This is a genomic window from Azospirillaceae bacterium, from assembly GCA_028283825.1.
In the GTDB taxonomy this organism is placed as follows: Bacteria; Pseudomonadota; Alphaproteobacteria; order Azospirillales; family Azospirillaceae; genus Nitrospirillum.
Map to the genome: position 1 here is coordinate 1,195,658 of JAPWJW010000001.1, position 21,682 is coordinate 1,217,339.

The 21,682-nt window shown below is 68.7% G+C and carries 22 protein-coding genes; 7 read left to right on the forward strand and 15 right to left on the reverse strand.

Annotated features, from left to right (window positions below; genetic code table 11):
- Positions 1-122 precede the first annotated feature (122 nt).
- From PW843_04810 to PW843_04825, 4 genes are all read left to right on the forward strand, one after another.
- Positions 123-1,589 carry a glycoside hydrolase family 27 protein gene (locus tag PW843_04810; protein MDE1145929.1) on the forward strand — a complete coding sequence of 489 codons (1,467 nt, stop codon included), beginning with the start codon at positions 123-125 and terminating at the stop codon, positions 1,587-1,589.
- 104 nt (positions 1,590-1,693) lie between these two features.
- The gene (locus tag PW843_04815; GenBank protein MDE1145930.1) at positions 1,694-2,335 is read left to right on the forward strand and encodes a GntR family transcriptional regulator; all 642 of its coding nucleotides are present in this window, start codon (positions 1,694-1,696) and stop codon (positions 2,333-2,335) included.
- A gap of 17 nt (positions 2,336-2,352) precedes the next feature.
- Positions 2,353-3,450 carry a PepSY-associated TM helix domain-containing protein gene (locus tag PW843_04820; protein ID MDE1145931.1) on the forward strand — a complete coding sequence of 366 codons (1,098 nt, stop codon included), beginning with the start codon at positions 2,353-2,355 and terminating at the stop codon, positions 3,448-3,450.
- Positions 3,451-3,463: 13 nt separating this feature from the next.
- Complete coding sequence (locus PW843_04825) at positions 3,464-3,793, forward strand: YnfA family protein (GenBank protein MDE1145932.1); 330 nt, start codon at positions 3,464-3,466, stop codon at positions 3,791-3,793.
- 6 nt (positions 3,794-3,799) lie between these two features.
- Here the strand turns inward: PW843_04825 and PW843_04830 are convergent, their stop codons facing one another.
- From PW843_04830 to PW843_04865, 8 genes are read right to left on the reverse strand one after another with little or no spacing between them, the layout of a single operon-like run.
- Entirely contained in the window at positions 3,800-4,234 is a 435-nt protein-coding gene (locus PW843_04830; GenBank protein MDE1145933.1) for an SgcJ/EcaC family oxidoreductase, read from the reverse strand.
- 41 nt (positions 4,235-4,275) lie between these two features.
- Positions 4,276-5,064 (reverse strand): hypothetical protein, encoded by a 789-nt coding sequence (locus tag PW843_04835; protein MDE1145934.1) that lies wholly within the window; start codon positions 5,062-5,064, stop codon positions 4,276-4,278.
- A 40-nt stretch (positions 5,065-5,104) separates the two neighbouring features.
- A complete protein-coding gene (locus tag PW843_04840; protein ID MDE1145935.1) occupies positions 5,105-6,082 on the reverse strand; it encodes a glycosyl transferase family protein in 978 nt (325 codons plus the stop codon).
- Between the two features lie 19 nt (positions 6,083-6,101).
- On the reverse strand, positions 6,102-6,893 hold the full coding sequence (cobA, locus tag PW843_04845) for a uroporphyrinogen-III C-methyltransferase (protein ID MDE1145936.1): 792 nt from the start codon (positions 6,891-6,893) through the stop codon (positions 6,102-6,104).
- The gene (locus PW843_04850) at positions 6,874-9,567 is read right to left on the reverse strand and encodes a molybdopterin-dependent oxidoreductase (protein MDE1145937.1); all 2,694 of its coding nucleotides are present in this window, start codon (positions 9,565-9,567) and stop codon (positions 6,874-6,876) included. The genes cobA and PW843_04850 overlap by 20 nt, the downstream gene beginning before the upstream one ends.
- A complete protein-coding gene (nirD, locus tag PW843_04855; GenBank protein MDE1145938.1) occupies positions 9,567-9,899 on the reverse strand; it encodes a nitrite reductase small subunit NirD in 333 nt (110 codons plus the stop codon). The genes PW843_04850 and nirD overlap by 1 nt, the downstream gene beginning before the upstream one ends.
- 5 nt (positions 9,900-9,904) lie before the next feature.
- A complete protein-coding gene (gene nirB / locus PW843_04860) occupies positions 9,905-12,379 on the reverse strand; it encodes a nitrite reductase large subunit NirB (GenBank protein MDE1145939.1) in 2,475 nt (824 codons plus the stop codon).
- 30 nt (positions 12,380-12,409) lie between these two features.
- Positions 12,410-13,621 carry a NarK/NasA family nitrate transporter gene (locus tag PW843_04865; protein MDE1145940.1) on the reverse strand — a complete coding sequence of 404 codons (1,212 nt, stop codon included), beginning with the start codon at positions 13,619-13,621 and terminating at the stop codon, positions 12,410-12,412.
- A 436-nt stretch (positions 13,622-14,057) separates the two neighbouring features.
- Between PW843_04865 and PW843_04870 the strand changes: the two genes are divergently transcribed.
- The 3 genes from PW843_04870 (at position 14,058) to PW843_04880 (ending at position 16,878) form a co-directional block, all read left to right on the forward strand.
- The gene (locus PW843_04870; protein ID MDE1145941.1) at positions 14,058-15,758 is read left to right on the forward strand and encodes a protein phosphatase 2C domain-containing protein; all 1,701 of its coding nucleotides are present in this window, start codon (positions 14,058-14,060) and stop codon (positions 15,756-15,758) included.
- A 168-nt stretch (positions 15,759-15,926) separates the two neighbouring features.
- The gene (locus PW843_04875) at positions 15,927-16,349 is read left to right on the forward strand and encodes a DUF1842 domain-containing protein (protein MDE1145942.1); all 423 of its coding nucleotides are present in this window, start codon (positions 15,927-15,929) and stop codon (positions 16,347-16,349) included.
- 70 nt (positions 16,350-16,419) lie between these two features.
- Positions 16,420-16,878 carry a DUF1842 domain-containing protein gene (locus PW843_04880; protein ID MDE1145943.1) on the forward strand — a complete coding sequence of 153 codons (459 nt, stop codon included), beginning with the start codon at positions 16,420-16,422 and terminating at the stop codon, positions 16,876-16,878.
- 115 nt (positions 16,879-16,993) lie between these two features.
- Here the strand turns inward: PW843_04880 and PW843_04885 are convergent, their stop codons facing one another.
- The 7 genes from PW843_04885 to fahA form a co-directional block, all read right to left on the reverse strand.
- Entirely contained in the window at positions 16,994-17,296 is a 303-nt protein-coding gene (locus PW843_04885) for a CcdB family protein (protein MDE1145944.1), read from the reverse strand.
- A complete protein-coding gene (locus PW843_04890) occupies positions 17,296-17,496 on the reverse strand; it encodes a type II toxin-antitoxin system CcdA family antitoxin (GenBank protein MDE1145945.1) in 201 nt (66 codons plus the stop codon). Before PW843_04890 ends, PW843_04885 begins: the two co-directional genes overlap by 1 nt.
- Positions 17,497-17,665: 169 nt before the next feature.
- Entirely contained in the window at positions 17,666-18,706 is a 1,041-nt protein-coding gene (locus PW843_04895) for an ABC transporter substrate-binding protein (protein ID MDE1145946.1), read from the reverse strand.
- Positions 18,703-19,293 (reverse strand): ANTAR domain-containing protein, encoded by a 591-nt coding sequence (locus PW843_04900; protein ID MDE1145947.1) that lies wholly within the window; start codon positions 19,291-19,293, stop codon positions 18,703-18,705. The genes PW843_04895 and PW843_04900 overlap by 4 nt, the downstream gene beginning before the upstream one ends.
- Before the next feature lie 73 nt (positions 19,294-19,366).
- Positions 19,367-19,657: a 4a-hydroxytetrahydrobiopterin dehydratase gene (locus tag PW843_04905; GenBank protein MDE1145948.1), complete on the reverse strand. Its 291-nt coding sequence runs from the start codon at positions 19,655-19,657 to the stop codon at positions 19,367-19,369.
- 12 nt (positions 19,658-19,669) lie between these two features.
- Positions 19,670-20,353, reverse strand: coding sequence for an SDR family NAD(P)-dependent oxidoreductase (locus PW843_04910; GenBank protein MDE1145949.1), 684 nt, complete (start codon positions 20,351-20,353; stop codon positions 19,670-19,672).
- A gap of 13 nt (positions 20,354-20,366) precedes the next feature.
- The gene (gene fahA, locus PW843_04915; GenBank protein MDE1145950.1) at positions 20,367-21,680 is read right to left on the reverse strand and encodes a fumarylacetoacetase; all 1,314 of its coding nucleotides are present in this window, start codon (positions 21,678-21,680) and stop codon (positions 20,367-20,369) included.
- Between the last annotated feature and the right edge of the window lie 2 nt (positions 21,681-21,682).

Genomic DNA, 21,682 nt, shown 5'->3' on the forward strand with positions numbered 1-21,682 from the left:
TAAGCTCCATCCGGTGATCATCGTATAATATGACTTAAAAGGGGGCGAGGGGCATGGGAATGAAGACGCTGGCGCGGTGGGCCGCGGCGCTTTTCGTGACATGCGCGGTGGCGGGTCCGGCGATGGCCGCCGATCTCACCGGTGGCGATCTGGCGGGGGACTGGGTGTTCGGGCAGACCAAGGCCTTCCCCATCTTCACCCGCGTGGCCGTGCACCCCGGGCCGGGTGGCGCGCTCACCGGCACCATCACCTCCGATTGGTATGGCGACCTGCCCATGCTGGGCCTGCGGGTGGAGGGCGACCATCTCGTCTTCCACATCGACAATGGCAACCCGCGCCTGACCCAATACGACCTGACCCTGCAACCGGAAGGGCAGGGCCTGCGCCTGACCGGCCGGGTGTGGGATGAGCAGGAGAACCTGGCCGCCCATCGTGCCCAGCCGGGTGAGATGGCGGCCCTGGACTTTCCCACCTACCCTCTGCCGGCGCCGGCCCACGTGCCGAATAACGGCCTGGCCCGCACCCCGCCCATGGGGTGGAGCAGCTGGAACAAGTTCGCCGACGGCATCGACGACAAGACGGTGCGCGAGGTTGCTGACGCCCTGGTGCGCACCGGCCTGCGCGACGCCGGCTACATGTACGTCAACATCGATGACGGCTGGCAGGGGGAACGGGGGGCGGACGGCGTCCTGCATCCCAACGCCAAGTTCCCGGACATGAAGGCCCTGGCCGACTATGTCCACGCGCGCGGGCTGAAGCTGGGCATCTACAGCTCCCCCGGTCCGAAGTCCTGCGCCGGTTACGCCGGCAGTTACGGCCATGTGGAACAGGACGCCAGGACCTGGGCGGACTGGGGCATCGATTACCTGAAGTACGACCTGTGCTCGGGCGAGGCCTTCTACCATACCGCCGAGACGGTGCAGGCGGTCTACCAGCAGATGGGGGCGGCCCTGGCCGCCACCGGTCGTTCCATCCTGTACAGCCTGTGCGAATACGGCCGCTTCGACGTCGGCGCCTGGGGCCGGGACGTGGGCGGCAATTTGTGGCGCACCACCGGCGATATCGAGGACACGTATGCCAGCATGGCCGGCATCGGCTTCGACAAGAACGGCGTGCCCCGCCACACCGGCCCCGGCGGCTGGAACGACCCCGACATGCTGGAGGTCGGCAACGGCGGCATGAATGTGGAGGAATACCGCACCCATATCAGCCTGTGGGCGATGATGGCGGCCCCGTTGCTGCTGGGCAACGACGTGCGGTCCATGACCGCCGAGACGCGGGCCCTGCTGACCAATGCGGCGGTCATCGCCGTGGACCAGGACCCCCTGGGCCGCCAGGGGCTGCCCGTCAAGCGCGCGGACGGGACGGAGGTGTGGACCCGGCCGCTGGCCGACGGCTCCGTCGCCGTGGGCCTGTTCAACCGCACCGACCGGCCGGTGGCGATGACGGCCGACTGGCCGGCCCTGGGCCTGGGCGACCATCCCACCGTGCGCGACCTGTGGGCGGGCAAGGCCGTCGGCCCGACGGCGCCGCAGACGGTACCCGCCTATGGCGTGGTGTTGTTGAGGGCGGCGCGGCCTGGTGTCTGAGGGTGTGTGGAGCGTGACAACAACACCATGGATCATATGTAACGCGACGTGTTTCTGTCGAAAGTGGTAGGGTGCGCTAGCGATCGCTGTTACCGGTTCCCTTGATGAACATCATTGTCCGTAGCCTGCCCGACCAAGCCTATGAAATCGTGCGTGAGCACATCCTGCTCGGCACCATGGCCCCGGGCACGGCGGTGCAGCAGGGGGCCATCGCCAGCCAGCTGGGCATCAGCAAGATCCCCCTGCGTGAGGCCTTGAGCCGGTTGGAGCACGACGGGCTGGTCACTTCCTTCCCCAACCGGGGTTACGTCGTGCGCGACCTGACGGCGGAGGAGGCGACGGAGGTGTTCGCCCTGCGCCAGAAGCTGGAACCGGGCGCCACCGCCGACGGCGCCCGCCGCGCCACCCCGGGTGATCGCGACCTGGTGCGCGGCGAGCTGCTGGCGCTGGAACGGGAGCAGGAGACGGACGGCACCCACCACGTCACCCGCAACCGCGCCTTCCACATGGCCATGATCCGCCCCGCCGGCGGCATCACCGGCCAGTTGATGGAGCGCCTGCACATCCTGTCCGAGCGCTATGTGCGGGTGCATCTGGAACCGCAGGGCCGCACGGGCCGCGCCCGGGGCGAGCACCGCGCCATCTTCGATGCCTGGATGGTGGGCGACGCCGCGGCGGTGGAGGCCCTGGTGGACGACCACATCCGCGGCACGCTGGCGGATTTGCAGCGCGAACTGCTGGCCTGACCGGACGGGCGGATGCCATGGGAACCCGCGCGATCAAGGCCTGGACCCTGGTCCACAAATGGACCAGCCTGGTCTGCACCCTGTTCCTGTTCGTGCTGTGCCTGACCGGCCTGCCCTTGGTCTTCCATGAGGAGATCGACGGTTGGACCAACCCGCACGCCCTGCCGGATGTGCCCCCCGGCACGGGCATGAAAACCCTGGATCAGGCCCTGGCCACGGCATTGGCCAAATATCCCCAGGAAATTCCGCTTTATTTCAGTTTTGACGACGACCGGCCGGTGGTGAACGTCACCACCGGGCCCGATGTCGATGCCGGCCGCGCGCAGATGCACTTCCAGTCCATCGACCTGCGCACGGCCCAGCCGGTGCCCACCCCGCCGGAGGGTGGGGTCATGGCCGTCATCCTGCGCCTGCACGTGGACATGTTCGCCGGATTGCCCGGGGAGCTGTTCCTGGGCTTCATGGGCTTTCTGTTCGTGCTGTCCATCGTGTCCGGCGTGGTGGTCTACGCCCCCTTCATGCGCAAGCTGGCCTTCGGCACCGTGCGCACCGCCCGCAGCGCACGGGTCAAGTGGCTGGATTGGCACAACCTTCTGGGCATCGTCACCCTGATGTGGGCGGCGGTGGTGGGCCTCACCGGTGTCATCAACACCCTGTCCACGCCCCTGGTGGACATCTGGCGGGCGGACCAGCTGGCCGCCCTGATCGCCCCTTACCAGGGCCAGCCGGTGCCGACCGACTATGTGTCGCTGCAGACGGCGGTGGACACCGCCATGACCGCCGCGCCCGGAACCCGGCCGCAGTTCGTGGCCTTCCCCGGCGTGCGCTTCAGCAGCCCGCACCACTATGCCGTCTGGCTGCGCGGCGCCACCCCCGCCACCCGCCAGTTGCTGACCCCCGCCCTGGTGGAGGCGGAGACGGGTCACCTCACCGTCATGGCCCGCATGCCCTGGTACATGCTGGCGCTGCGCCTGTCCCAGCCGCTGCACTTCGGCGACTACGGCGGCCTGCCGCTGAAGGTGTTGTGGGCCCTGCTGGACCTGGCCGCGCTGGTCATCCTGGGCAGCGGGCTTTACCTGTGGCTGGGCAAGCGCCGGGGAACGGCCACAGCTTAAGGGGCGGAAACGCATGGGAACCATCCCCACCTACATCCTGGCGGCGTTCGCGGAGATCGGCGGCTGTTTTGCCTTTTGGGCTTGGGCGCGCCTGGGCCGGTCGCCGCTGTGGCTGCTGCCCGGTATGGTCAGCCTGGTCCTGTTCGCCTGGGTGCTGACCCGCATCGACGCCGACTTCGCCGGCCGCGCCTATGCGGCCTACGGTGGCATCTACATCCTGGCGTCGCTGATCTGGATGTGGTCGGTCGAGGGCACCCGCCCTGATCGCTGGGACGCCATCGGGGCCGCCATCTGCCTCACCGGCGCGATGGTCATCCTGTTCGCGCCGCGCGGCGGGCATTGAGGGAATTCAGGCGCCCGGTTCCCGGCTCAACCGTCCCATCAGGCTCTCCGGCATGATGGGCACGGATGTGTGCTCCTGCGCGATGCGCCAGCCGCCGCCCTGGCGGACCAGCATCCAGCTCAACCGGTTCTGCATGGACCGCAGCTTGGCCCCCTCGGGCGACTTCGCGGTATAGGTCAGGACGGCGCTGAGACCGGCCGTATCGCCATCTCCACCGACAACGCGCACCTCCTCGGCGGCGACCGCCACCCGCTCGTCGCCCAGCGATCCCAGCCAGGCCTCGACTGAGGTGCGCCAAGCCGACCGATCCGGATAGGACCAGACATCCCAGGTGTCGAACACCACCACGTCATCGGCATAAAGCGCCAGCAGGGCGGCCGCGTCCTGGTCCCACACCGCCTGGCGATAGGCGTCCAGCACGGTCTTCACGTCCGGTTCCATATCGCACTTCCCAAGGGTTCACCTGCCATTGCGGGCCCGGTTCAATCCTGTCCGGTCAGGTCGAGATCATGAATGAAGGCCAGGGTGGCGAGGTCACGCGCCATGTGACCCAATGCGGTTGGCAGACTGGCCCCCTGCTGGAATTCGATGAGGGCCTGGCTGAAGGAAGCGGTGAGCTGCGGGTGCCGCATCAGGTATGACCGACCGACCGCTTCCGCCGCTTCCCGGCCCAGGGTTGCCATCGCGTATTCCAGCGGCTTTAGGCTGACCAGTTGGCGGGCGGCGATATCTGCCATGTTGCCGGCCGGATCCCCGAACAGTGCGAAGAACGATAGGGCCAACGTTTCGATGGATGTCACGGCGTCATCAATGACGTCCTGGCGTGTCACCGCATCGGCGAAGTTCCATTCCATCCAACCAGGAGGGGACGTCAAATTTCCAATTTGACCACCGGCAACAATGGTCGGGCCGGAAGGTCTTGGGTCATGATTCCATGGTTTCGGGTGCCGCTTGTCCCACTCCGCAAGCTTTCGCGAGAGTACCATCGCGTGGATCCAGACAGCGGCCCGTTTTCCAGCGACATTGTTGTGGTCGGACTGGAATTGGATCGTGAAGGTGAGATCGTCGTCTGTTCGCTTCAGCGTGGGGCCGCTCTTGAGGAAGACGAACCCCTTTGATGCCAGGCGTTCCCCGATCTGCGCGCATGCGGCCAGGATGACATCCTTGGGTTTTTCGGCGGAATGGTCCGGTTGTGCCCGCGCCTTGGCGGCATCGGCCTTGTGCCGTGCCGTCGCATGGAGGGCTTCAAGGTGAGACTGCGACTTGGCCATATGGGACGACGCTCATGTCGGGGGGATTATGGCGGTGGGATCAGCCGTTGATGGATTTGCGTCCCGCCCAAACCTCCGCCGCCACCCGGTCCGCCGTCGCCGCGTCCTCCGCCAGCCCTAGCGCCAGCACGCCCAGGGTGATGGTGGCGACCACGGTGGCGGTCTCGGCCTCCAGGCCGGGCTCGCCACGCCAGACCTTGAGCAGGCCCTGCGACGTCGCCTTGGTGTCGGTCAGGGCAGGCAGGGGCAGTTCGCGGGCGGCGGCGCCCACCTGGACGTAGGCCGTGGTGGGTTTGGCGGGGTTGCGCTCCACTTCGCCGCCGCCGCCCTTGACCACCACAAGGCGGGGGCGGCCCATGCGCTGGGCCACGTTCAGGTGCAGGTCGATGTAGGGCGGGTGGAAGACGCCGTCCACGGCGGCCGGTGTGTCGAACGGGTCCAGCAGGCGGCAGACGGTGTTGATGGGGCTGCGCAGGCCCAGCAGGTGGCGCAGGTTCAGCAGGCGGTCCAACGCCGGGCTCATGGCCGACAGCGGCAGGTAGGCGAAGCCGGTCTCCGCCAGCAAGCCTTGCGCATCGGTGCGGCTGGTGGCCGGGCGCAGGCCCAGTTCGGCCAGGGCGTCGGGCACGTCGCGGCCCTGGGTGAAGGCGTTGCTGCCGTGCATGATCACCCGGTGCCCCGCTTGCGCCAGCGCCAGGGCCGACAGCAGGAACCAGGGCTCATCCCGGGTGCGGCCGGCGCCATAGGACGGCCAGTCCAGGTCGGCCATGCCTTTGACCGCGCCGTCATCCAGGCCGGCGGCCGCGCGCGCGGCCTCCACCAAGCCTGCGATCTCATCCGGGTCCTCACCGCGATAGCGCAGCAGCATGAGGAAGGCACCCACCTGGTGGGGGTCGGCCTCGCCGTTCAGCACCATGCCCAGGGCCGTCCGCGCCTCCTCCCGTGTCAGGGAGCGGGAACGGCCGGGGCCGCGCCCCAAGGTGCGGACATATTGGGCGAAGATGTGTTCGTCAGGCATGGGCCTCAGGCTCAACTCGTCATGCGGCGCGGGTGCGCAATTCGATCAGCGCCAACTCTACCGCCTCCCGCCGCCGCAACGCCACTACCCGTCCCACCAGTACCAGGGTGGGGCCGGTGACATTCGCCGCCGTCACCACCGCCGCGATGTCGGCCAGGGTGCCGGGCAGGCGGCGTTCGGTCGCCAGCGTGGCGTTCTCCACCGCGATGGCGGGGGTGGCGGGGCTCACTCCGGCGGCCAGCAATTGCCGTGTCACAGCGGCCAGCGTGCGGCTGCCCATATAGATGGCGATGGTGCCGTCGCAGGCGGCCAGGGCGTTCCAGTCGTGGGGGGGCAGGACCTCATCCGCGCCATGCCCGGTGATGAAGTGCAGGCTGCAGCTGTAACCGCGCTGGGTCAGCGGCATGGCCATGCTGGCGGCGGCGGCACAGGCGACGGTGATGCCGGGCACCACCTCCGCCGGGACGCCGGCGGCCTCCAGTGCGGCCAGTTCCTCGCCGGCGCGGCCGAACACCATGGGGTCGCCGCCCTTCAGGCGCACGACGTGCGATCCCGCCTGGGCATGGCTGACGATCAGGCGGTTGATGGCCGCCTGGCTCATCGCGTGCTGGCCGCAACGCTTGCCCACGTCGATGCGCCGGGCATGGGCCGGCGCCAGGTCCAGGATGCGCGGGTCCACCAGCTTGTCGTATAGCACCACGTCGGCGGCCTCTATCCGGCGCAGGGCCTTGAGGGTCAGCAATTCCGGATCGCCGGGGCCGGCACCCACCAGGCTGGCACGGCCGGTGGTGTCACGCGTTGGCATGGACATCGCGCAGGATCTCCTTCAGTTCCGGGATGCAGGATCCGCAGTTGGTGCCGGCCTTGAGACAAGCGCCGATTTCCTCCACCGTCGTCAGGCGTCGGGTGACGATGGCGTCGCGGATGGTGGTCAGGCCGACGGAGAAGCAGGCGCAGACGGTGCGGCCGGTGGCGGCGACGCCGGGCGCGGGGCGGCCGGACAGCAGGCTGGGGCGGGCGGTGTCGGTCACCACCTCGCCCAACAGGGCGGCCACCACCTCGCGCGCCGGCAGGCTGGCCGCCGGGCTGGTGGCCAGGAACAGGCAGGCCTCCAGCCGGCCATCCACCAGGATGGCGACACGCAGGGTGCCGCGCCCGGCATCGGTCAATTGCAGCCACTCCGCCCCGCGCGGCGGGTGCAGCAACCCCTCCACCAGCGGCGTCAGGGCGGCCCCGTCGGGCAGGGGATCGCTGCCCACCAATTCGAAGGCGTGGCCGTTGGACAACGGCACGCGCGCCCAATAGCCCACACCCTGCGGCCGCACGGATTGGCGGTGCAGCAGCAGGCCGCGCCAGGCGATTGGTACGGCGGTCGCCCGCACCGCCGTCAGCTTCAGTTCCGGCTGGCCGGAGACGGGGTCCAGGGCAGCGTTGACCAAGCGCCCGGTGGGGCCGGCGGAGCAGAACTCATCCGTCCAATGCATGGGCAGGAACAGTTCGCCCACCCGCTGGCCGGCATCCAGGGTGGCGCGGACCGTGGTGGCGGCATGGACGCTTTCGATGCGCACCAGGTCGCCGTCGGCCACGCCCAGCCGGGCGGCGTCGGCGGGGGAAAGGGCCACGCGCGGCTCCCCCGTATGGGCCAGCAGGCGGGGCACCCGGCCGGTGCGGGTCATGGTGTGCCACTGGTCGCGGATGCGGCCGGTGTTCAGCAGCAGGGGATAGGCCGGATCGGTACGGGTGGCGGGCTCACGGAAGGGTGTGGGCACGAGGCGGCCCCGGCCGGTGGGCGTGGTGAAACCGCCCTGGCCGAACAGACGCCCGCCCTCATCCCCGGCCCAGCGCACGGGCCAGCGCACCGGCGCCAATGCGTCGTATTGCCCGTCGGTCAGCATGGCCAGGCCGCTGATGTCGAACGGGCGGCTGCCGTTGTTCTCGAACCCCGACAGGGCCGCATGCTCGCGGAACACCGCCGCTGGTGTGGCCCAGGAGAACGCCTGCTTCCAGCCCATGCGCTGACCGACGGCGGCCAGCACGCGCCAGTCGGCCCGCGCTTCGCCCGGGGCGGTGCGGAAGGGGCGCTGACGGCTGATGACCCGTTCGGAATTGGTGACGGTGCCGTCACGCTCCCCCCAGCCGGCGGCCGGCAGCACCACGTCGGCCAGGGCGGTGGTGTCGGTGGGCCAGCAGTCGGAGACGACGACGAAGGGGCAGGTGCGCAACGCCTCGCGCACGCGGTCGGCCCGGGGCAGGCTGTCGGCCGGGTTGGTGGCCATGATCCAGACGGCCTTCACCCGCCCGTCCAGGATGGCGTCGAACAGCTCCACCGCCTTCAGGCCCGGCTTGGTCGCCAGGTTGGGCGCCCCCCAGAAGCGGCGCACGCGGTCGATGGCATCCGGCTGGTCGAAACGCATATGGGCGGCCAGCTGGTTGGCCAGGCCGCCGACCTCGCGCCCGCCCATGGCGTTGGGCTGGCCGGTGATGGAAAACGGGCCGCAGCCGGGCTTGCCGATGCGGCCCGTCGCCAGGTGGCAGTTGATGATGGCATTGACCTTGTCGGTGCCCGCCGATGACTGGTTGACCCCCTGGGAATAGACCGTGACGACGCGCGGCGTGGCGGCGAACCAGTCGTAGAACCGGGCCAGGTCGGCCGGGTCCAGACCGGTGACTTCCGCCGTGTGCTCCGCCCCCTCGCGCGCGGCGGTCAGGGCGGCGTCGAAGCCTTCGGTGTGCGCGGCCAGCCAGGTCTGGTCCAGCCGGTCCTTTTCCGCCAGATGGGCCAGCAGGCCGTTGAACAGGGCGACGTCCGTGCCGGGCCGCACCGCCAGGTGCAAATCGGCATCCTCGCAGGTGGCGGTGCGGCGGGGGTCGATGGCGACGATGCGGATGGGGCGCTTGGCCTTGGCGGCCAGCAGGCGCTGGTGCAGCACCGGGTGGCACCAGGCGGAATTGCTGCCCACCAGCACCACCAGATCCGCCTGTTCCAGATCTTCGTACGTGCCCGGCACCACGTCGGCACCGAAGGCGCGGATGTGACCGGCGACGGAGGAGGCCATGCACAGCCGGGAATTGGTGTCGATGTTGGCGCTGCCGATGAAGCCCTTCATCAGCTTGTTGGCGACGTAATAATCCTCCGTCAGGCATTGGCCGCTGACATAGAAGGCGACGCTGTCGGGGCCATGTTCGGCGATGGTGGCCCGGAAGCGGTTCGCCACCAGATCCAACGCCTGGCCCCAGTCGGCGGGCCGCCCGTCGACCAGGGGGCGGGTCAGGCGCTCCCCATCCTTCAGGGTTTCGGCCAGGGCCGATCCTTTGGAACAGAGGCGCCCGCGGTTGGCCGGGTGCAGCAGGTCGCCGGCCACCGTGCCGTCCGACCGGGCGACCACGCCGCAACCCACGCCGCAATAGGGGCAGGTGGAACGGACGCCGCCCGGCGGTGGCCCTCGATCGGCCGGCGCCCTGTCGTGGACCGCGCCCTCCGGCATCACGCCACCATCTGGATCAGGATGTGGCTGTCCTGCACCCGCACGGGGACGCGGTTGGCACAGCCCTCATCCGGTTCGCGGGCCCGGCCGCTGTCCAAATCGATCACCCAGTTGTGCAGGGGGCAGGTGACGGCATGGCCGTGCACCGTGCCCTGCGACAGCGGCCCGCCCTTGTGCGGGCAACGGTCGTACAGGGCGAAGACGGCGTCGTCCAGGGTGCGGAAGATGGCGATGTCGCCCCGGGGGGTGGCGACCACGCGCGCGCCCTGGCGCGGGATGTCCGCCACCACGCCCACGTCCACCCAGCGGTTTTCGATACCAACGCTGTCCATCATCGTCACTCCACCGTGGCCAGGGTGCGGAAGGGGGCGGCGGCATCGGCGCCCGGCGCCCGCTCGGCCCAGGGGTCGTTCTGGCTGAATGTCTGGGCATGCAGGAACTTGGCGTGCAGGGCTCGGCGTCCCGCCTCATCCTCCACGACACGGGCCTTCACATGGGCCAGGCCCACGCGTTCCAGCCAGGGGGCGGTGCGTTCCAGATAGCGCGCCTCCTCCCGGTACAGCTGAAGGTAGGCGCCGCAGTACTCCAGCACCTCCTCCTCCGTCGTGACCTTGCACAACAGGTCGGTGGCGCGGACATGGATGCCGCCGTTCCCGCCGACATGCAGTTCCCAACCGCTGTCCACCGCCACCACGCCGAAGTCCTTGATGGTCGCCTCCGCACAGTTGCGGGGGCAGCCGGACACGGCCAGCTTCACCTTGTGCGCGTGCCAGGACCCCCAGGTCATGCGCTCCAGCTTCACGCCCATGCCGGTGCTGTCCTGCGTGCCGAAGCGGCACCACTCGGAACCCACACAGGTCTTCACCGTACGCAGCGCCTTGCCGTAGGCGTGGCCGGAGACCATGCCGGCGTCGTTCAGATCCTTCCACACATGGGGCAGTTGCTCGCGCTTCACGCCCAGCAGGTCGATGCGCTGGCCGCCCGTCACTTTCACCGTGGGGATGGCGTACTTGTCCACCACGTCGGCGATGGCGCGCAGCTCATCCGCCGTGGTCAGCCCACCCCACATGCGTGGAATGACGGAATAGGTGCCGTCCTTCTGGATGTTGGCGTGCATGCGCTCATTCACGAAGCGCGATTGCTGGTCGTCCACGTACTCACCCGGCCAGGCCACCAGCAGGTAGAAGTTCAGCGCCGGGCGGCAGACATGGCAGCCGTCGGGCGTGGTCCAGCCCAGGGCGCCCATCACCTCGGGCATGGTGCGCAACGCCTGGCCAGTGATGGCCCGGCGCACCTGGTCATGGCTGTGGCTGGTGCACTTGCACATCGGCTTTTCCCCCGCCGGCTTGGCGGCATAGCCGTCACCCAGCGCCAGGGTCAGCAGCTGTTCCACCTGGGGCGTGCAACTGCCGCAGGAGGCGGACGCCTTGGTCCGTGCCCGCACGCCCTCCGGCGTGGTCAGGCCGTGTTCGGCGATGGCGCCCAGGATCTTGCCCTTGCACACGCCGTTGCAGCCGCAGATTTCCGCCGCATCCGGCAATGCCGCCACGGCGACGGTGGGATCGGCGGTGGGTGCCCCGGCCGCCAGGTTGCCGAAGGCCTGGCCGAAGATCACCGTGTCGCGCAAGCTCCCCAGCGGCTTGCCCTCGCGCAGCAGCTGGAAGTACCAGCCGCCGTCCTGGGCATCGCCGTACAGCACGGCACCCACCAGCGTGTCGTCACGCAGCACCAGGCGCTTGTAGGTGTTGCGCGCGGCGTCGCGGAACACCACCTCCTCCGTCGTCTCGTCACCGATGAAGTCGCCGGCGGAGAACAAATCGATGCCCGTGACCTTCAGGCGGGTGGCCATGGCGGCGGGGACGTAATCGCTGACGGCATCTTCCCGCGCCAGATGATCGGCGCAGACCTTGGCCATGTCCCACAAGGGGGCCACCAGGCCGTAGGTCTTGCCGCGATGTTCCACACACTCGCCCACCGCGAAGATTTCAGGCACGGAGGTGCGCATGTCGTCGCCCACCTCGACACCGCGGTTGATGGCCAGGCCGGCGGCCTTGGCCAAATCCACGTTGGGGCGGATGCCGATGGCCAGCACCACCAGGTCACCAGGGATCTCCCGTCCGTCGGCCAGGCGCACGCCCTGCACCCGGCCATCGCCGAAGATCGCCTCGGTCTGGCCATTGGTGAAGAAGTTCATGCCGCGCTCATCCAGCTCGCGCTGCAACAGCTCGGCCGCCGCCTTGTCCAGCTGGCGTTCCATCAGCGTGCCCATCAGGTGCACGACGGCCACCTGCATGCCCCGGCGCAGCAGGCCGTTGGCCGCCTCCAGCCCCAGCAGGCCGCCACCGATGACGATGGCTCGGCTGTGCTGTTCCGACGCCTGGATCATGGTGTTGACGTCGGCGATGTCGCGGAAGGCGCAGACGCCGGGCAGGTCCAGGCCCGGCACCGGCGGGGCGATGGGGCGCGACCCCGTGGCCAGCAGCAGCTTGTCGTATGCCACCACCCGGCCGGCGGCGGAGGTGACGGTGCGGGCGGCGGTGTCAATGGCCACCACCGCATCGCCGACGATCAGGTCGATGCCGTTTTCATCGTACCAGGACCGGGGATTGATGACGATCTGTTCCAGATCCTTCTCTCCGGCCAGCACGGACGACAGCATGATGCGGTCGTAGTTCACGTGCGGTTCGGCGCCGAACACGGTGATGTCGTACTTCAGCGGGGCGCGCTTCAGCAGTTCGTCGACCGTCCGCATTCCGGCCATGCCGTTGCCGACGACCACCAGTTTCTGGCGCGGGGGCATATGGGTATCCATGGGTCCCATCCTTCTTTCAGGTGATCGGGATCAGACGCGGGCGGTGCTGAGGGACGCGGCCCCCCAGGTGGTGCGCCACCGCCGCTTCACGCCGCTGATGCCGGCCAGCGCCGCCAAGGCCAGCAGGGCGAACACCAGGAAACCCGCCTGGTAACCGCCCGTCAGCTGCTTGGAATAGCCAAGGCTGGAGGCGAGGTAGAAACCGCCGACGCCGCCCATCATGCCGACCAGGCCGGTCATGACGCCGATCTCCCGGCGGAAGCGCTGTGGCACCAGCTGGAAGACCGCACCATTGCCCATGCCCAGCGCCAGCATGGCGACGACGAAGACGACCAGCGCCATCCAGGCCTGGGGCAGGGCGAAGCTGACGACGATCAGGGCCAGCGCCGCGATGGCGTACATGACGGTCAGCGAGCGCACGCCGCCGATACGGTCGGCCACCGCCCCGCCGATTGGGCGCACCAGGGAACCGGCGAAGACGCAGGCCGCCGTGAAGTACCCGGCCACCACCGGGCTCAGGCCATACTGGTCGTTGAAGTAGATGGTGAGGGAGGAGGCAAGGCCGACGAAACCGCCGAAGGTGACGCTGTAGAAGAACATGAACCACCAGGCGTCGCCGATCTTCAGCACCGCCAGATATTCGGCCAGCGACTTGGCTGGCGGGCATTCCGGGCTGTCCTTGGCCAGCACAGTGTAGGCCACCAGCGTGATCGCCAGCGGAATGGCCAGCAGGCCCAGCACGTTGTTCCAGCCATAGGCCACCGCCAGGGCGGGGGCGAACAGGCTGGCGAACACGGTGCCGGAATTGCCGGCCCCCGCCAGGCCCAGGGCCGTGCCCTGGTGTTCCGGCGGATACCAGCGTGAGGCCAGCGGCAGGGCGACCGCGAAGCTGGCACCGGCCACGCCCAGTACCGCACCGGTCAGCAGCGTGCCGTTGAAGCTGTGGATGCCGAACCACCACACCGCGATCAGCCCGGCGATCACCACCAGCTGCGCCAGGATACCGGTCAGCTTGGGCTTCAGGTGATCCACCAGGATGCCGTTGATCACCCGGAAGAAGGCGCCGGCCAGCACCGGCACCGCCACCATCAGGCCCTTCTGCGCCGGCGATAGGCCCAAATCCCTGGCGATCTGCACGCCCAACGGTCCCAGGATGACCCAGGCCATGAAGCTCATGTCGAAGTACAGGAACGCCGCGAACAGGGTGGGCAGGTGTCCGGCCTTCAGGAAACTCTTGTTCATCGGTGCCTCCGGGCAGCAGCGCTGCGGACCTTGGCCGGTGGGGGCTGCCATGCGGGGCGCCGCCTGTCACCGGTCAGGGCGTGGTGGATCGGGGTCGGGCGGACCATCGCTGGCCGCCGATGCGGGTGGGGGTAGGGTCCGCTGCCGGACGCTGACAAGCCGCCGTTGGCCCGCCGATCAATCCCGAGGGGACGCGCGCCATTGCGCATCCGGAGGCGGGCGGGCCCCGCCGTTGGGGCCGACCCGGGCACAGGACCGCCGCCGCGGGCGTCCTGGCCATGGCTTCCCTCTTCGCAACCGCCGTGCCAAGCTCGCAGGCGCGGAAAACCTGGGGTTTCAATATCGCGCCGCATTCGGTAACTGCCTAATTTATGGGCAAGGGAGCGGCGGTGCGCACAAATGATCAAATAATAAGCATATTTGAGGGGCTGGGCTGATGGCGACGCGCCAGATCGAGGTGCGGGTGGGTTGGTGCAGTGAAACCGGCCGCCGCAGCCGGAATGAGGATTACGTGGGCGCCTGCCTTGGTACCGCCGCGCAACGGCAGGGCCAAGGGGTTGTGGCCGCCATCGCCGACGGTGTGTCGGGCGCGCCGGCCGGCCGGGTGGCCGCGGAACTGGCGGTGCGTGGCTTTATCGATTTCTACCTGGGTGAACGCCAGACATTGGGCGTGCGTCGGGCGGCGGCGCACGCGGCGGAGGCCATCAACCGCTGGGTCCATGGCCAGGGCCGCGCCGACCCGGAACGCCAGGGCATGGCCACCACCCTGACCGCCGTGATCCTGCGCGGCCGTGTCGCCCATATCCTGCATGTCGGGGACACCCGCCTGTATCGCCTGCGCGACGGCCGGCTGAGTCAATTGACCGAGGACCACGTTCATCCCGGCCCGGATCAGCGCCACATCCTGCGCCGTGCCGTGGGGCTGGAGGATGCGTTGCGCGCCGACTATGCCGCCGAACCCTTGCGTGAGGGTGACCGCCTGGTCCTGACCACCGACGGGGTGCACGGCGCGCTGTCGGCGCGGGATCTGGTGCGCCTGGCGGCCCGCGAGCCCACGCCCGAGGGGGCCAGCCGGGCACTGGTCGATGCCGCGCTTGCGGCCGGTAGCCAGGACAACGCCACCGCCCTGGTCATCGACGTGATGGCCCTGCCGCCGGCGGATCACGGCGAATTGGCGTCCCTGTCCGCCGACCTGCCCATCTTGGCCCTACCCAGGCCAGGCGATGTCGTGGACGGCTACCGCATCGGCCACCACCTGTCCGACGGCCGCTACAGCGCCGTGTTCCTGACGGCGCCGGCGGCGGGTGAGGCGCCCCTGGTGTTGAAGTTTCCCAAGCCCAGCGTCACGGGCGACGCCAGCCATCGCCTGGCCTTCGTGCGCGAAGGCTGGGTGGCCGCCCGCGTGCGGTCCCCCTGGCTGGGCGAGGCGATGGCGGTGCCGCCCGGCCGGCAGACCCGGCTGTACACACTCATGCCCTACTATCCCGGCCAGACCTTGGCCGGGCGGCTGAAGAACCCGCCCCGGATCGGTGTGGCGGAGGGGGTGGGCCTGGTGGTGAAGTTGGCCAAGGCGGTGGCGGCCCTGCACCGTGCCGGTATCATTCATCGCGACATCAAGCCGGACAACGCCATCATCGATGGCAAGGGCGGCCTGCGCCTGATCGATCTGGGCGTGGTGCGCCTGCCCGGCCTGGAAGAGCCGGCGGCGGAACAGGCCCCCGGCACGCCCAGCTATATGGCGCCGGAACTGCTGGCCGGTGGCATGGGCGACGAACGCGCGGACCTCTATGCCCTGGGCGTCACCGCCTATCACCTGTTCACCAGCGCTTACCCGTATGGCGAGATCGAGCCTTTCCAGCATCCCCGCTTCGGCCAGCCCACGCCCTTGCAGCAGCGCCGCCCCGACCTGCCCACCTGGCTGGACCTGGCGGTGATGAAGGCGGTGAGCGCCGATCCCGTCGACCGGCAGGGCGACGTGCTGGAATTCGCCCTGGAACTTGAGGCCGGTGCCGCCAACCCCGCACCCCGTCCGGCCCGCCGCCGCCCGCTTTACGAGCGGGACCCGCTGCGCTTCTGGAAGGTGACGGCGCTGGTTCTCCTGGTCTTGCTGGTCCTGTCGCTGCTGCGCGGCGGCTGAAGTCGCACCTATCCAGTGGGGGTAACTTATGAGATTTGCAACTTAAACGCATCACCGTAACTCGATTGAAACTTCCGTATGTGCATATCATAGGTTGTGGGCCGCTGGCGCGGGAGGCGCAACAGCGGCCCATCAATTCCGCCAAGCACACTCGGAAGGAAAGCAACCATGAGCACCGCTGAAGCCCCGGCGCTGGCCGGCCTTTTCCCCTTGCATCTTCGTTCCGGTGGCGCCCCCGGCGCCCCGACGGATACCCTGAACCTGACGGTCTACACGCCCAAGGGCGAGGTCACCGGTCATTCGCTGATCGGCCAGGCCACCAACCCACCGTTGCATGTGGCCTCGCACGTCACGGGCACCGTGATCCATGAGGCCGTGATCGGCCCCGGCTCCAAGGTTCGCATCGACCTGAACGGCTGGCCGGAAATCAATTGGCCGCCGCAGGCCGGCATCGGCCCCGTCATTCCGCAGAACTACAAGGCCATCCTGGTGCTGGAGCCCAACTACGCGTCGGGTGTCATCCGCTACGAATATCGCACCGACCTGACCGGTCCGTGGCGCGTGGTGGAGCAGCCGGTTCACGCCGTCTGAGGTCCCGCCCCAGTCCCGAAAATCAGCGCCGCTTTCAGCCAGGCGCGACCTTTCCCGAAGGAATCCCACCATGAGCACCTCTGAACTTTCCGCCCCCGGCCCGGCCGGCCTGTTCCATCTGCTGGTTCATTCCACCGGTCCCCTGGGCGCCCCCCGGAATACGCTGAACCTGACGGTCTATACGCCCAAGGGGGAAGTGACCGGCCATTCCCAGGTGACCCAGGCCGTCAGCCCGCCGGTGCGGGTGGATTCCCACGTCACCGGTACCTGGAATTATGAGATCGTGGGCGGCAAGCTGCCCGGTACCGTCCGCATCGACCTGAACGGCTGGCCGGAGATCCATTGGCCGCCGCGCGCCGGCATCGGCCCGGTCATCCCGCAGAACTACAAGTCGACCCTGCTGCTGCGGGCCGGCTCCACCTCGGGTGTGATCCGCTACGAGTATCGCACCGACCTTGTCGGTGCCTGGCACGTGGTGGCGGAGCAGCCCGTGGAAGTCACCGTGGAGCCGCAAGTCGGCGCCGCCTGACGCGTTCCAAGCCCAGATGGAAAGGCCGCGACATCGCCCGGTCGCGGCCTTTCTTCTATCAAAAGGCTATTATTGGTGAGAAAGGATTCCCCGGGAAAGGGTTTCTCAGCATCGGTTAAGAGCCGGAAATGAGCATATCCAAGGCGTTTATGATGTCGAAGTAATAAGCGCGACTTAGAGAACCTACAATTGGCCCTAATTCTTTCCTAGGAATGGTGGCAATGAATTGGGTCACCATCACATGATCGTCGCCATCAATCACAAAAATGGGATTTAATCGGTCCAGCGCTCTGGGGCTGATTTTCCGGGGCCACAATGGAACCACTGCAGCTGTTGCGAGGCCTTTTAAGAGGTCGGCCTGAACTTCGAGCGCATATCCAGGTTCTCCGGCAACCCGATAAAGGTCCAGCTGGGCCATCAGAATTGCCGGAAGCGCGCATATGGAACACCGTTTTCTTCAACGAAGCTATTCCATTCGCCAATCCCGGCTTGGTTTCGCTCCAGCCAAAGGGCCGCTTTCTTTTCGGAAATCTCTACTGCCAACCCGCGCTCACAGGCCCGTGAGAGGCTAATGCCCAATGTCTTGGCTTCCGCAACCATGTCCTCAGGAAGCGACACGTTTGTGTTCTTGCGGGCTGCTGGAACTTGCCGAGATGACCCACCGTGCATGACCATGCTCCGAAGTTATGCGCATAACCATGCGCGTCCTTTGGAACGTAATATGTGCGCCTTTTTGGGCGCGATCAATGAGGCATGGATTGCCCCGCAGTTCGCCGCTTGGGCGATGTCACTTCGCGCTTTCCTGGTTTGTCGCCCCATCATACAGATCCGGCCGATAGATCCGGGCGGCCAGGGCGGTGGCCTCAGGCCCGCTTATCGGCAGGTCGCGCCAGCGCGCCATCTGGTCCAGGAACCAGTGCGCCTGGTCCAGGGTGGGGCGGGTGGCCTGGGGGGGCGTGAAGACGCAGACGTCGGTATCCTGGCCGGTGCCGGTGCGCGCACCGCCGGGCAGGCTGGCGGCGATCAGGTCGGGCGGCAGGTTCAGGAAGGCGGGCTGCGCCAGGGTGGCGGCGACGTCGGGCGTGTTGGCCGGGTCGGCGCAATGGGCGGCGGCGGCGGTCAGGGCGCGCAGCAGGCCTTGCAGGGCGGCGGGGTTCGCCTCGGCCCAGGCCTCGCGCACGGCGAGGCACTTTTCCGGATGGCCCGGCATGATCTCGGACGACAGCGCCACGGTGCGGCCGACGCCGGCGGACGCGGCCACCGCCCCCCAGGGCGCGCCGGCGCAAAAGCCGTCGATGCGGCCGGACTCAATGGCGGCGGCGGTATCGGCCGGGGGCACGATGGTCCAGTCCACGTCGGCCTGCGGGTCGATGCCGGCCGCACTCAGCCAGGTCTTGAACAACAGGGCATGGGCCGACCAGGCGTGCACCACGGCCAGCGTCACGCGCGGGCGACCGCGCAGCAGGGCGGCCAGGCGGCGGCCGGCCTCCGCTGCCGGGGGCCGTTCGCCGCCCGCCAGGATGGGATCGGCCAGGCGGTTCGACAGCGTCACCGCGTCGCCATGCTGGCTGAGGCCCATGGGGATGATCAACGGGCTTGCCGCCGGCCGCAGGCCCAGCGCCATGGCCAGCACCAGGGGGGGCAGCAGGATGGCCGCGTCCAGCAGGCCATAGGACAGCTTGTCCGCCAGATTGGCCCAGCTGGGTTCCACCGACAGTTCCACGGCCAGCCCTTCGGTCGCGAACAGGCCGGCGGTCTGGGCATGGATGACCGGGGCGCTGTCGGTCAGGCGCAGCAGGCCGATCCGGACGGGATGCGGGATGCTCATGGCCTTTTCCCCTTGTTCTTGTCGGCCGCCACCACGTCCGCGGCCACGGCGGCCAGCTTGCGGCTTTGCTCCATGGCCTGGCGGCGCAGCCAGCGATAGGCCTCGGGCTCGCCGATGCCGCGCTGGCGGATCAGGATGGCCTTGGCCCGGTCGATCAGGTCGCGTTCGCGCAAACTGGTCTCGGCCTTGTGCAGGCTGGATTCCACCTGGCGGTAACGGCGGAACATGGCGACCGCCGCCTGCACCACCGGCTTGATGGCGGGCAGGGAGGCGCCGACGACATTGTAGGAACTGACGCCAGCCTCGATCGCCGCCTCCATGAAGGCGGGGTCGTCATGGTCGACGAACATGACGATGGGACGCGGATCGTGCCGGGCGATGTGGCGGATGTCTTCCAGGCCGTCGCGGTCGGGGCGGGCCATGTCCACGATCACCAGGTCCGGCGCCTCGCGCAGCACGGCATCGGCCAGCAATTCCCCCGCTGCCAGGCGCACGATCACCGTGGCACCGGCCGCCGTCAGGTCGGCCTCCACGATGCGGCCCGGCTCGGCGGCGGTATGAATGGTGTCGGCGATAAGGACTTTCACCGGCGGCCCATCGGGTTGGCTGGTTAGCGGCCTATCAGCTTTAATCGCCAACCAGCCCCTGGTGCAAGGCCGCTTAGGCCAGCAGCCCCTCGATGGCGCGGGCCAAATCCACGTCGCGCTGGGACAGGCCCTGGGCGTCGTGGGTCGTCAGGCGGATTTCCACGCGGTTGTAGACGTTGAACCATTCCGGATGGTGGTCCGCCTTTTCCGCCAGCAGGGCCACGCGGGTCATGAAGCCGAAGGCGGTGACGAAATCCTTGAAGGTGAAGGTCTTGGTGATGGCCTCGCCGTCATCCGCCAGGGCCCAGCCCGTCAGGGTGGGCAGGTCGGCGGCGCGTTGGGCCTCGCTCAGGCGTGCAACCATGGAGGGCTCCTCTCAGTCGGCGGTGGGGGCGGTTACCGGCACCAGGGCGCCGTTGATGGCCCGGGCCTGGTGGCTGGCCAGGAAGACGATGGCGTCGGCCACGGCCGCCGTGGTGGTCCAGCTCTTGGGATCCACGTCGGGCATGTCGGCCCGGTTCTGCGGCGTGTCCATCACCAGGGGCAGCACGGCGTTAACCCGGATGCGGCCGCCCAGTTCCGCCGCCAGGCTTTCCGTCAGGCGGGCGACGGCCGCCTTGGACGCGGCATAGGCGCCCATGCCGGCCCCAGCCTTTTCCGCCGCCGCGGCACCCACGTTCACAATGGCGCCGCCATCGGCCAGGCCGTCGGCGCCGATGGCCGCCCGGCTCATGTTCAAACAGGTGCGGGCGTTGATGGCGAACAGTTTGTCCCACGCGGCCGGATCGCCGTCCGCCACCGTCTGCCAACGAAAGCCGCCGGCCACGTTGACCAGCACGTCGGCCCCACCCAGGCCGGCCTTGGCCTGGGCGAAGGCGGCCAGGGCGGCGGCGGCGTCCGTCAGGTCCACGCCGCCGACGTGCACCAGGCCGTCGGTGGCACCCACCGGTGCCGGGGCATGATCGACAACGGCGACGCCATGGCCCGCCGCCTTGAACGCAGCGGCGACGGCCTTGCCCAGCACGCCGGCGCCGCCGGTGATGATGACCTTCTGGCTCATGTTCCTGTTTTCCTTATGACAGGGCGATGGCGGGCGTGATCACGCCGGCGCAAGGCCCGAAACCGATGGCGGTGTATCCGTCGGCCGAGGCGCGGGCCGCAAGGATCAGTTCGTCGCCGTCCACCAGGAAGGCACGGGTCTCGCCATTCGGCAAGGTGATGGGCGCCTTTCCGCCGCGCGACAGTTCCAGCAGGCTGCCCACGCCGCTGTCGTCGGGGGTGGAGATGGTGCCGGTGCCCAGCAGGTCGCCGGGGTTCAGGTCACAGCCGTTGCTGGTGTGGTGGGCCACCAACTGCGCCACGGTCCAGTACATGTTGGTGGCCGGGCCGGTGCCTAAACGGTGCGGCGCCTCGCCCGCCGCGCGCATTTTGTCGGTGCGGATCAGCACCGACAGGTCCACGGCATAGGCGCCGCGTTCCTGGTCGCCCTCATCCCACAGATAGGGCAGGGGCTTAGGCTCGCCCTGATCCCGTGCCGGCTGCCGGGTGCGGAACGGGGCCAGGGCTTCGGCCGTGACGATCCAGGGTGACACGGTGGTCATGAAGTTCTTGGCCAGGAAGGGGCCCAACGGCTGGTATTCCCAGGCCTGCAGGTCGCGGGCCGACCAGTCGTTCAGCAGGCACAGGCCGGCCACGTGGGCGTCGGCCTGGCCGATGGCGATGGGCGTGCCCAGTTCGTTACCCGGCCCGATCCAGATGCCCAGTTCCAATTCCAGGTCCAGGCGCTGGCTGGGGCCGTAGGTCGGCGCCTCCGCATCCGGGGCCTTGCGCTGGCCGTTGGGGCGGCGCACGTCCGTGCCCGAGACACGGACGGAAGAGGCGCGGCCATGATAGCCGATGGGCACATGCTTGTAGTTGGGCAGCAAGGGATTGTCGGGGCGGAACTGTCGTCCGACGTTCAGGGCGTGGTGGATGCCGGCGTAAAAGTCGGTGTAGTCGCCGATGGATGCCGGCAGGTGAAGGGTGCAGTCAGCCACATTGTAAAGTAGGCCTTCCACCGTGGCCCGGTGCTCCGCGTCATTCGCCAGCAATTCCGACAGCCGGCGGCGCAGGGCGCGGCGCGGGCCGGCGCCCAGGGCCAGCAGCGGGTTCAGCGTCGGGCCGCTGGCGGCGATAGCGGCGTCCAGCGCGTCACCGGTCAGCAGGCCGGACCGGCCGGCCTTGGCCAGGTCCAGGATGCGGTCGCCGATGGCGACACCGCCGCGCGGCACCTCCCCTTTCGTGCTGAACACGCCCAGGGGCAGATTCTGGATGGGGAAGTCGGCATGGCCGTTGGCGCTGGCGACCCAGCTGGTCAGGGCCGGGTTATGGGTCTCATCAATCATCATCA

Coding starts and splice junctions, on each gene's coding strand:
- PW843_04870 (MDE1145941.1), top strand. CDS start 14,058: ATGGCGACGCGCCAGATCGAGGTGCGGGTGGGTTGGTGCAGTGAAACC.
- PW843_04910 (MDE1145949.1), bottom strand. CDS start 20,353: ATGAGCCAGAAGGTCATCATCACCGGCGGCGCCGGCGTGCTGGGCAAG.
- PW843_04865 (MDE1145940.1), bottom strand. CDS start 13,621: ATGAACAAGAGTTTCCTGAAGGCCGGACACCTGCCCACCCTGTTCGCG.
- nirD (MDE1145938.1), bottom strand. CDS start 9,899: ATGGACAGCGTTGGTATCGAAAACCGCTGGGTGGACGTGGGCGTGGTG.
- PW843_04895 (MDE1145946.1), bottom strand. CDS start 18,706: ATGAGCATCCCGCATCCCGTCCGGATCGGCCTGCTGCGCCTGACCGAC.
- PW843_04815 (MDE1145930.1), top strand. CDS start 1,694: ATGAACATCATTGTCCGTAGCCTGCCCGACCAAGCCTATGAAATCGTG.
- PW843_04810 (MDE1145929.1), top strand. CDS start 123: ATGGCCGCCGATCTCACCGGTGGCGATCTGGCGGGGGACTGGGTGTTC.
- PW843_04835 (MDE1145934.1), bottom strand. CDS start 5,064: ATGGCCAAGTCGCAGTCTCACCTTGAAGCCCTCCATGCGACGGCACGG.
- PW843_04880 (MDE1145943.1), top strand. CDS start 16,420: ATGAGCACCTCTGAACTTTCCGCCCCCGGCCCGGCCGGCCTGTTCCAT.
- PW843_04905 (MDE1145948.1), bottom strand. CDS start 19,657: ATGGTTGCACGCCTGAGCGAGGCCCAACGCGCCGCCGACCTGCCCACC.
- fahA (MDE1145950.1), bottom strand. CDS start 21,680: ATGATGATTGATGAGACCCATAACCCGGCCCTGACCAGCTGGGTCGCC.
- PW843_04820 (MDE1145931.1), top strand. CDS start 2,353: ATGGGAACCCGCGCGATCAAGGCCTGGACCCTGGTCCACAAATGGACC.
- PW843_04840 (MDE1145935.1), bottom strand. CDS start 6,082: ATGCCTGACGAACACATCTTCGCCCAATATGTCCGCACCTTGGGGCGC.
- PW843_04850 (MDE1145937.1), bottom strand. CDS start 9,567: ATGCCGGAGGGCGCGGTCCACGACAGGGCGCCGGCCGATCGAGGGCCA.
- PW843_04875 (MDE1145942.1), top strand. CDS start 15,927: ATGAGCACCGCTGAAGCCCCGGCGCTGGCCGGCCTTTTCCCCTTGCAT.
- cobA (MDE1145936.1), bottom strand. CDS start 6,893: ATGTCCATGCCAACGCGTGACACCACCGGCCGTGCCAGCCTGGTGGGT.
- PW843_04885 (MDE1145944.1), bottom strand. CDS start 17,296: ATGGCCCAGCTGGACCTTTATCGGGTTGCCGGAGAACCTGGATATGCG.
- PW843_04830 (MDE1145933.1), bottom strand. CDS start 4,234: ATGGAACCGGACGTGAAGACCGTGCTGGACGCCTATCGCCAGGCGGTG.
- PW843_04825 (MDE1145932.1), top strand. CDS start 3,464: ATGGGAACCATCCCCACCTACATCCTGGCGGCGTTCGCGGAGATCGGC.
- nirB (MDE1145939.1), bottom strand. CDS start 12,379: ATGGATACCCATATGCCCCCGCGCCAGAAACTGGTGGTCGTCGGCAAC.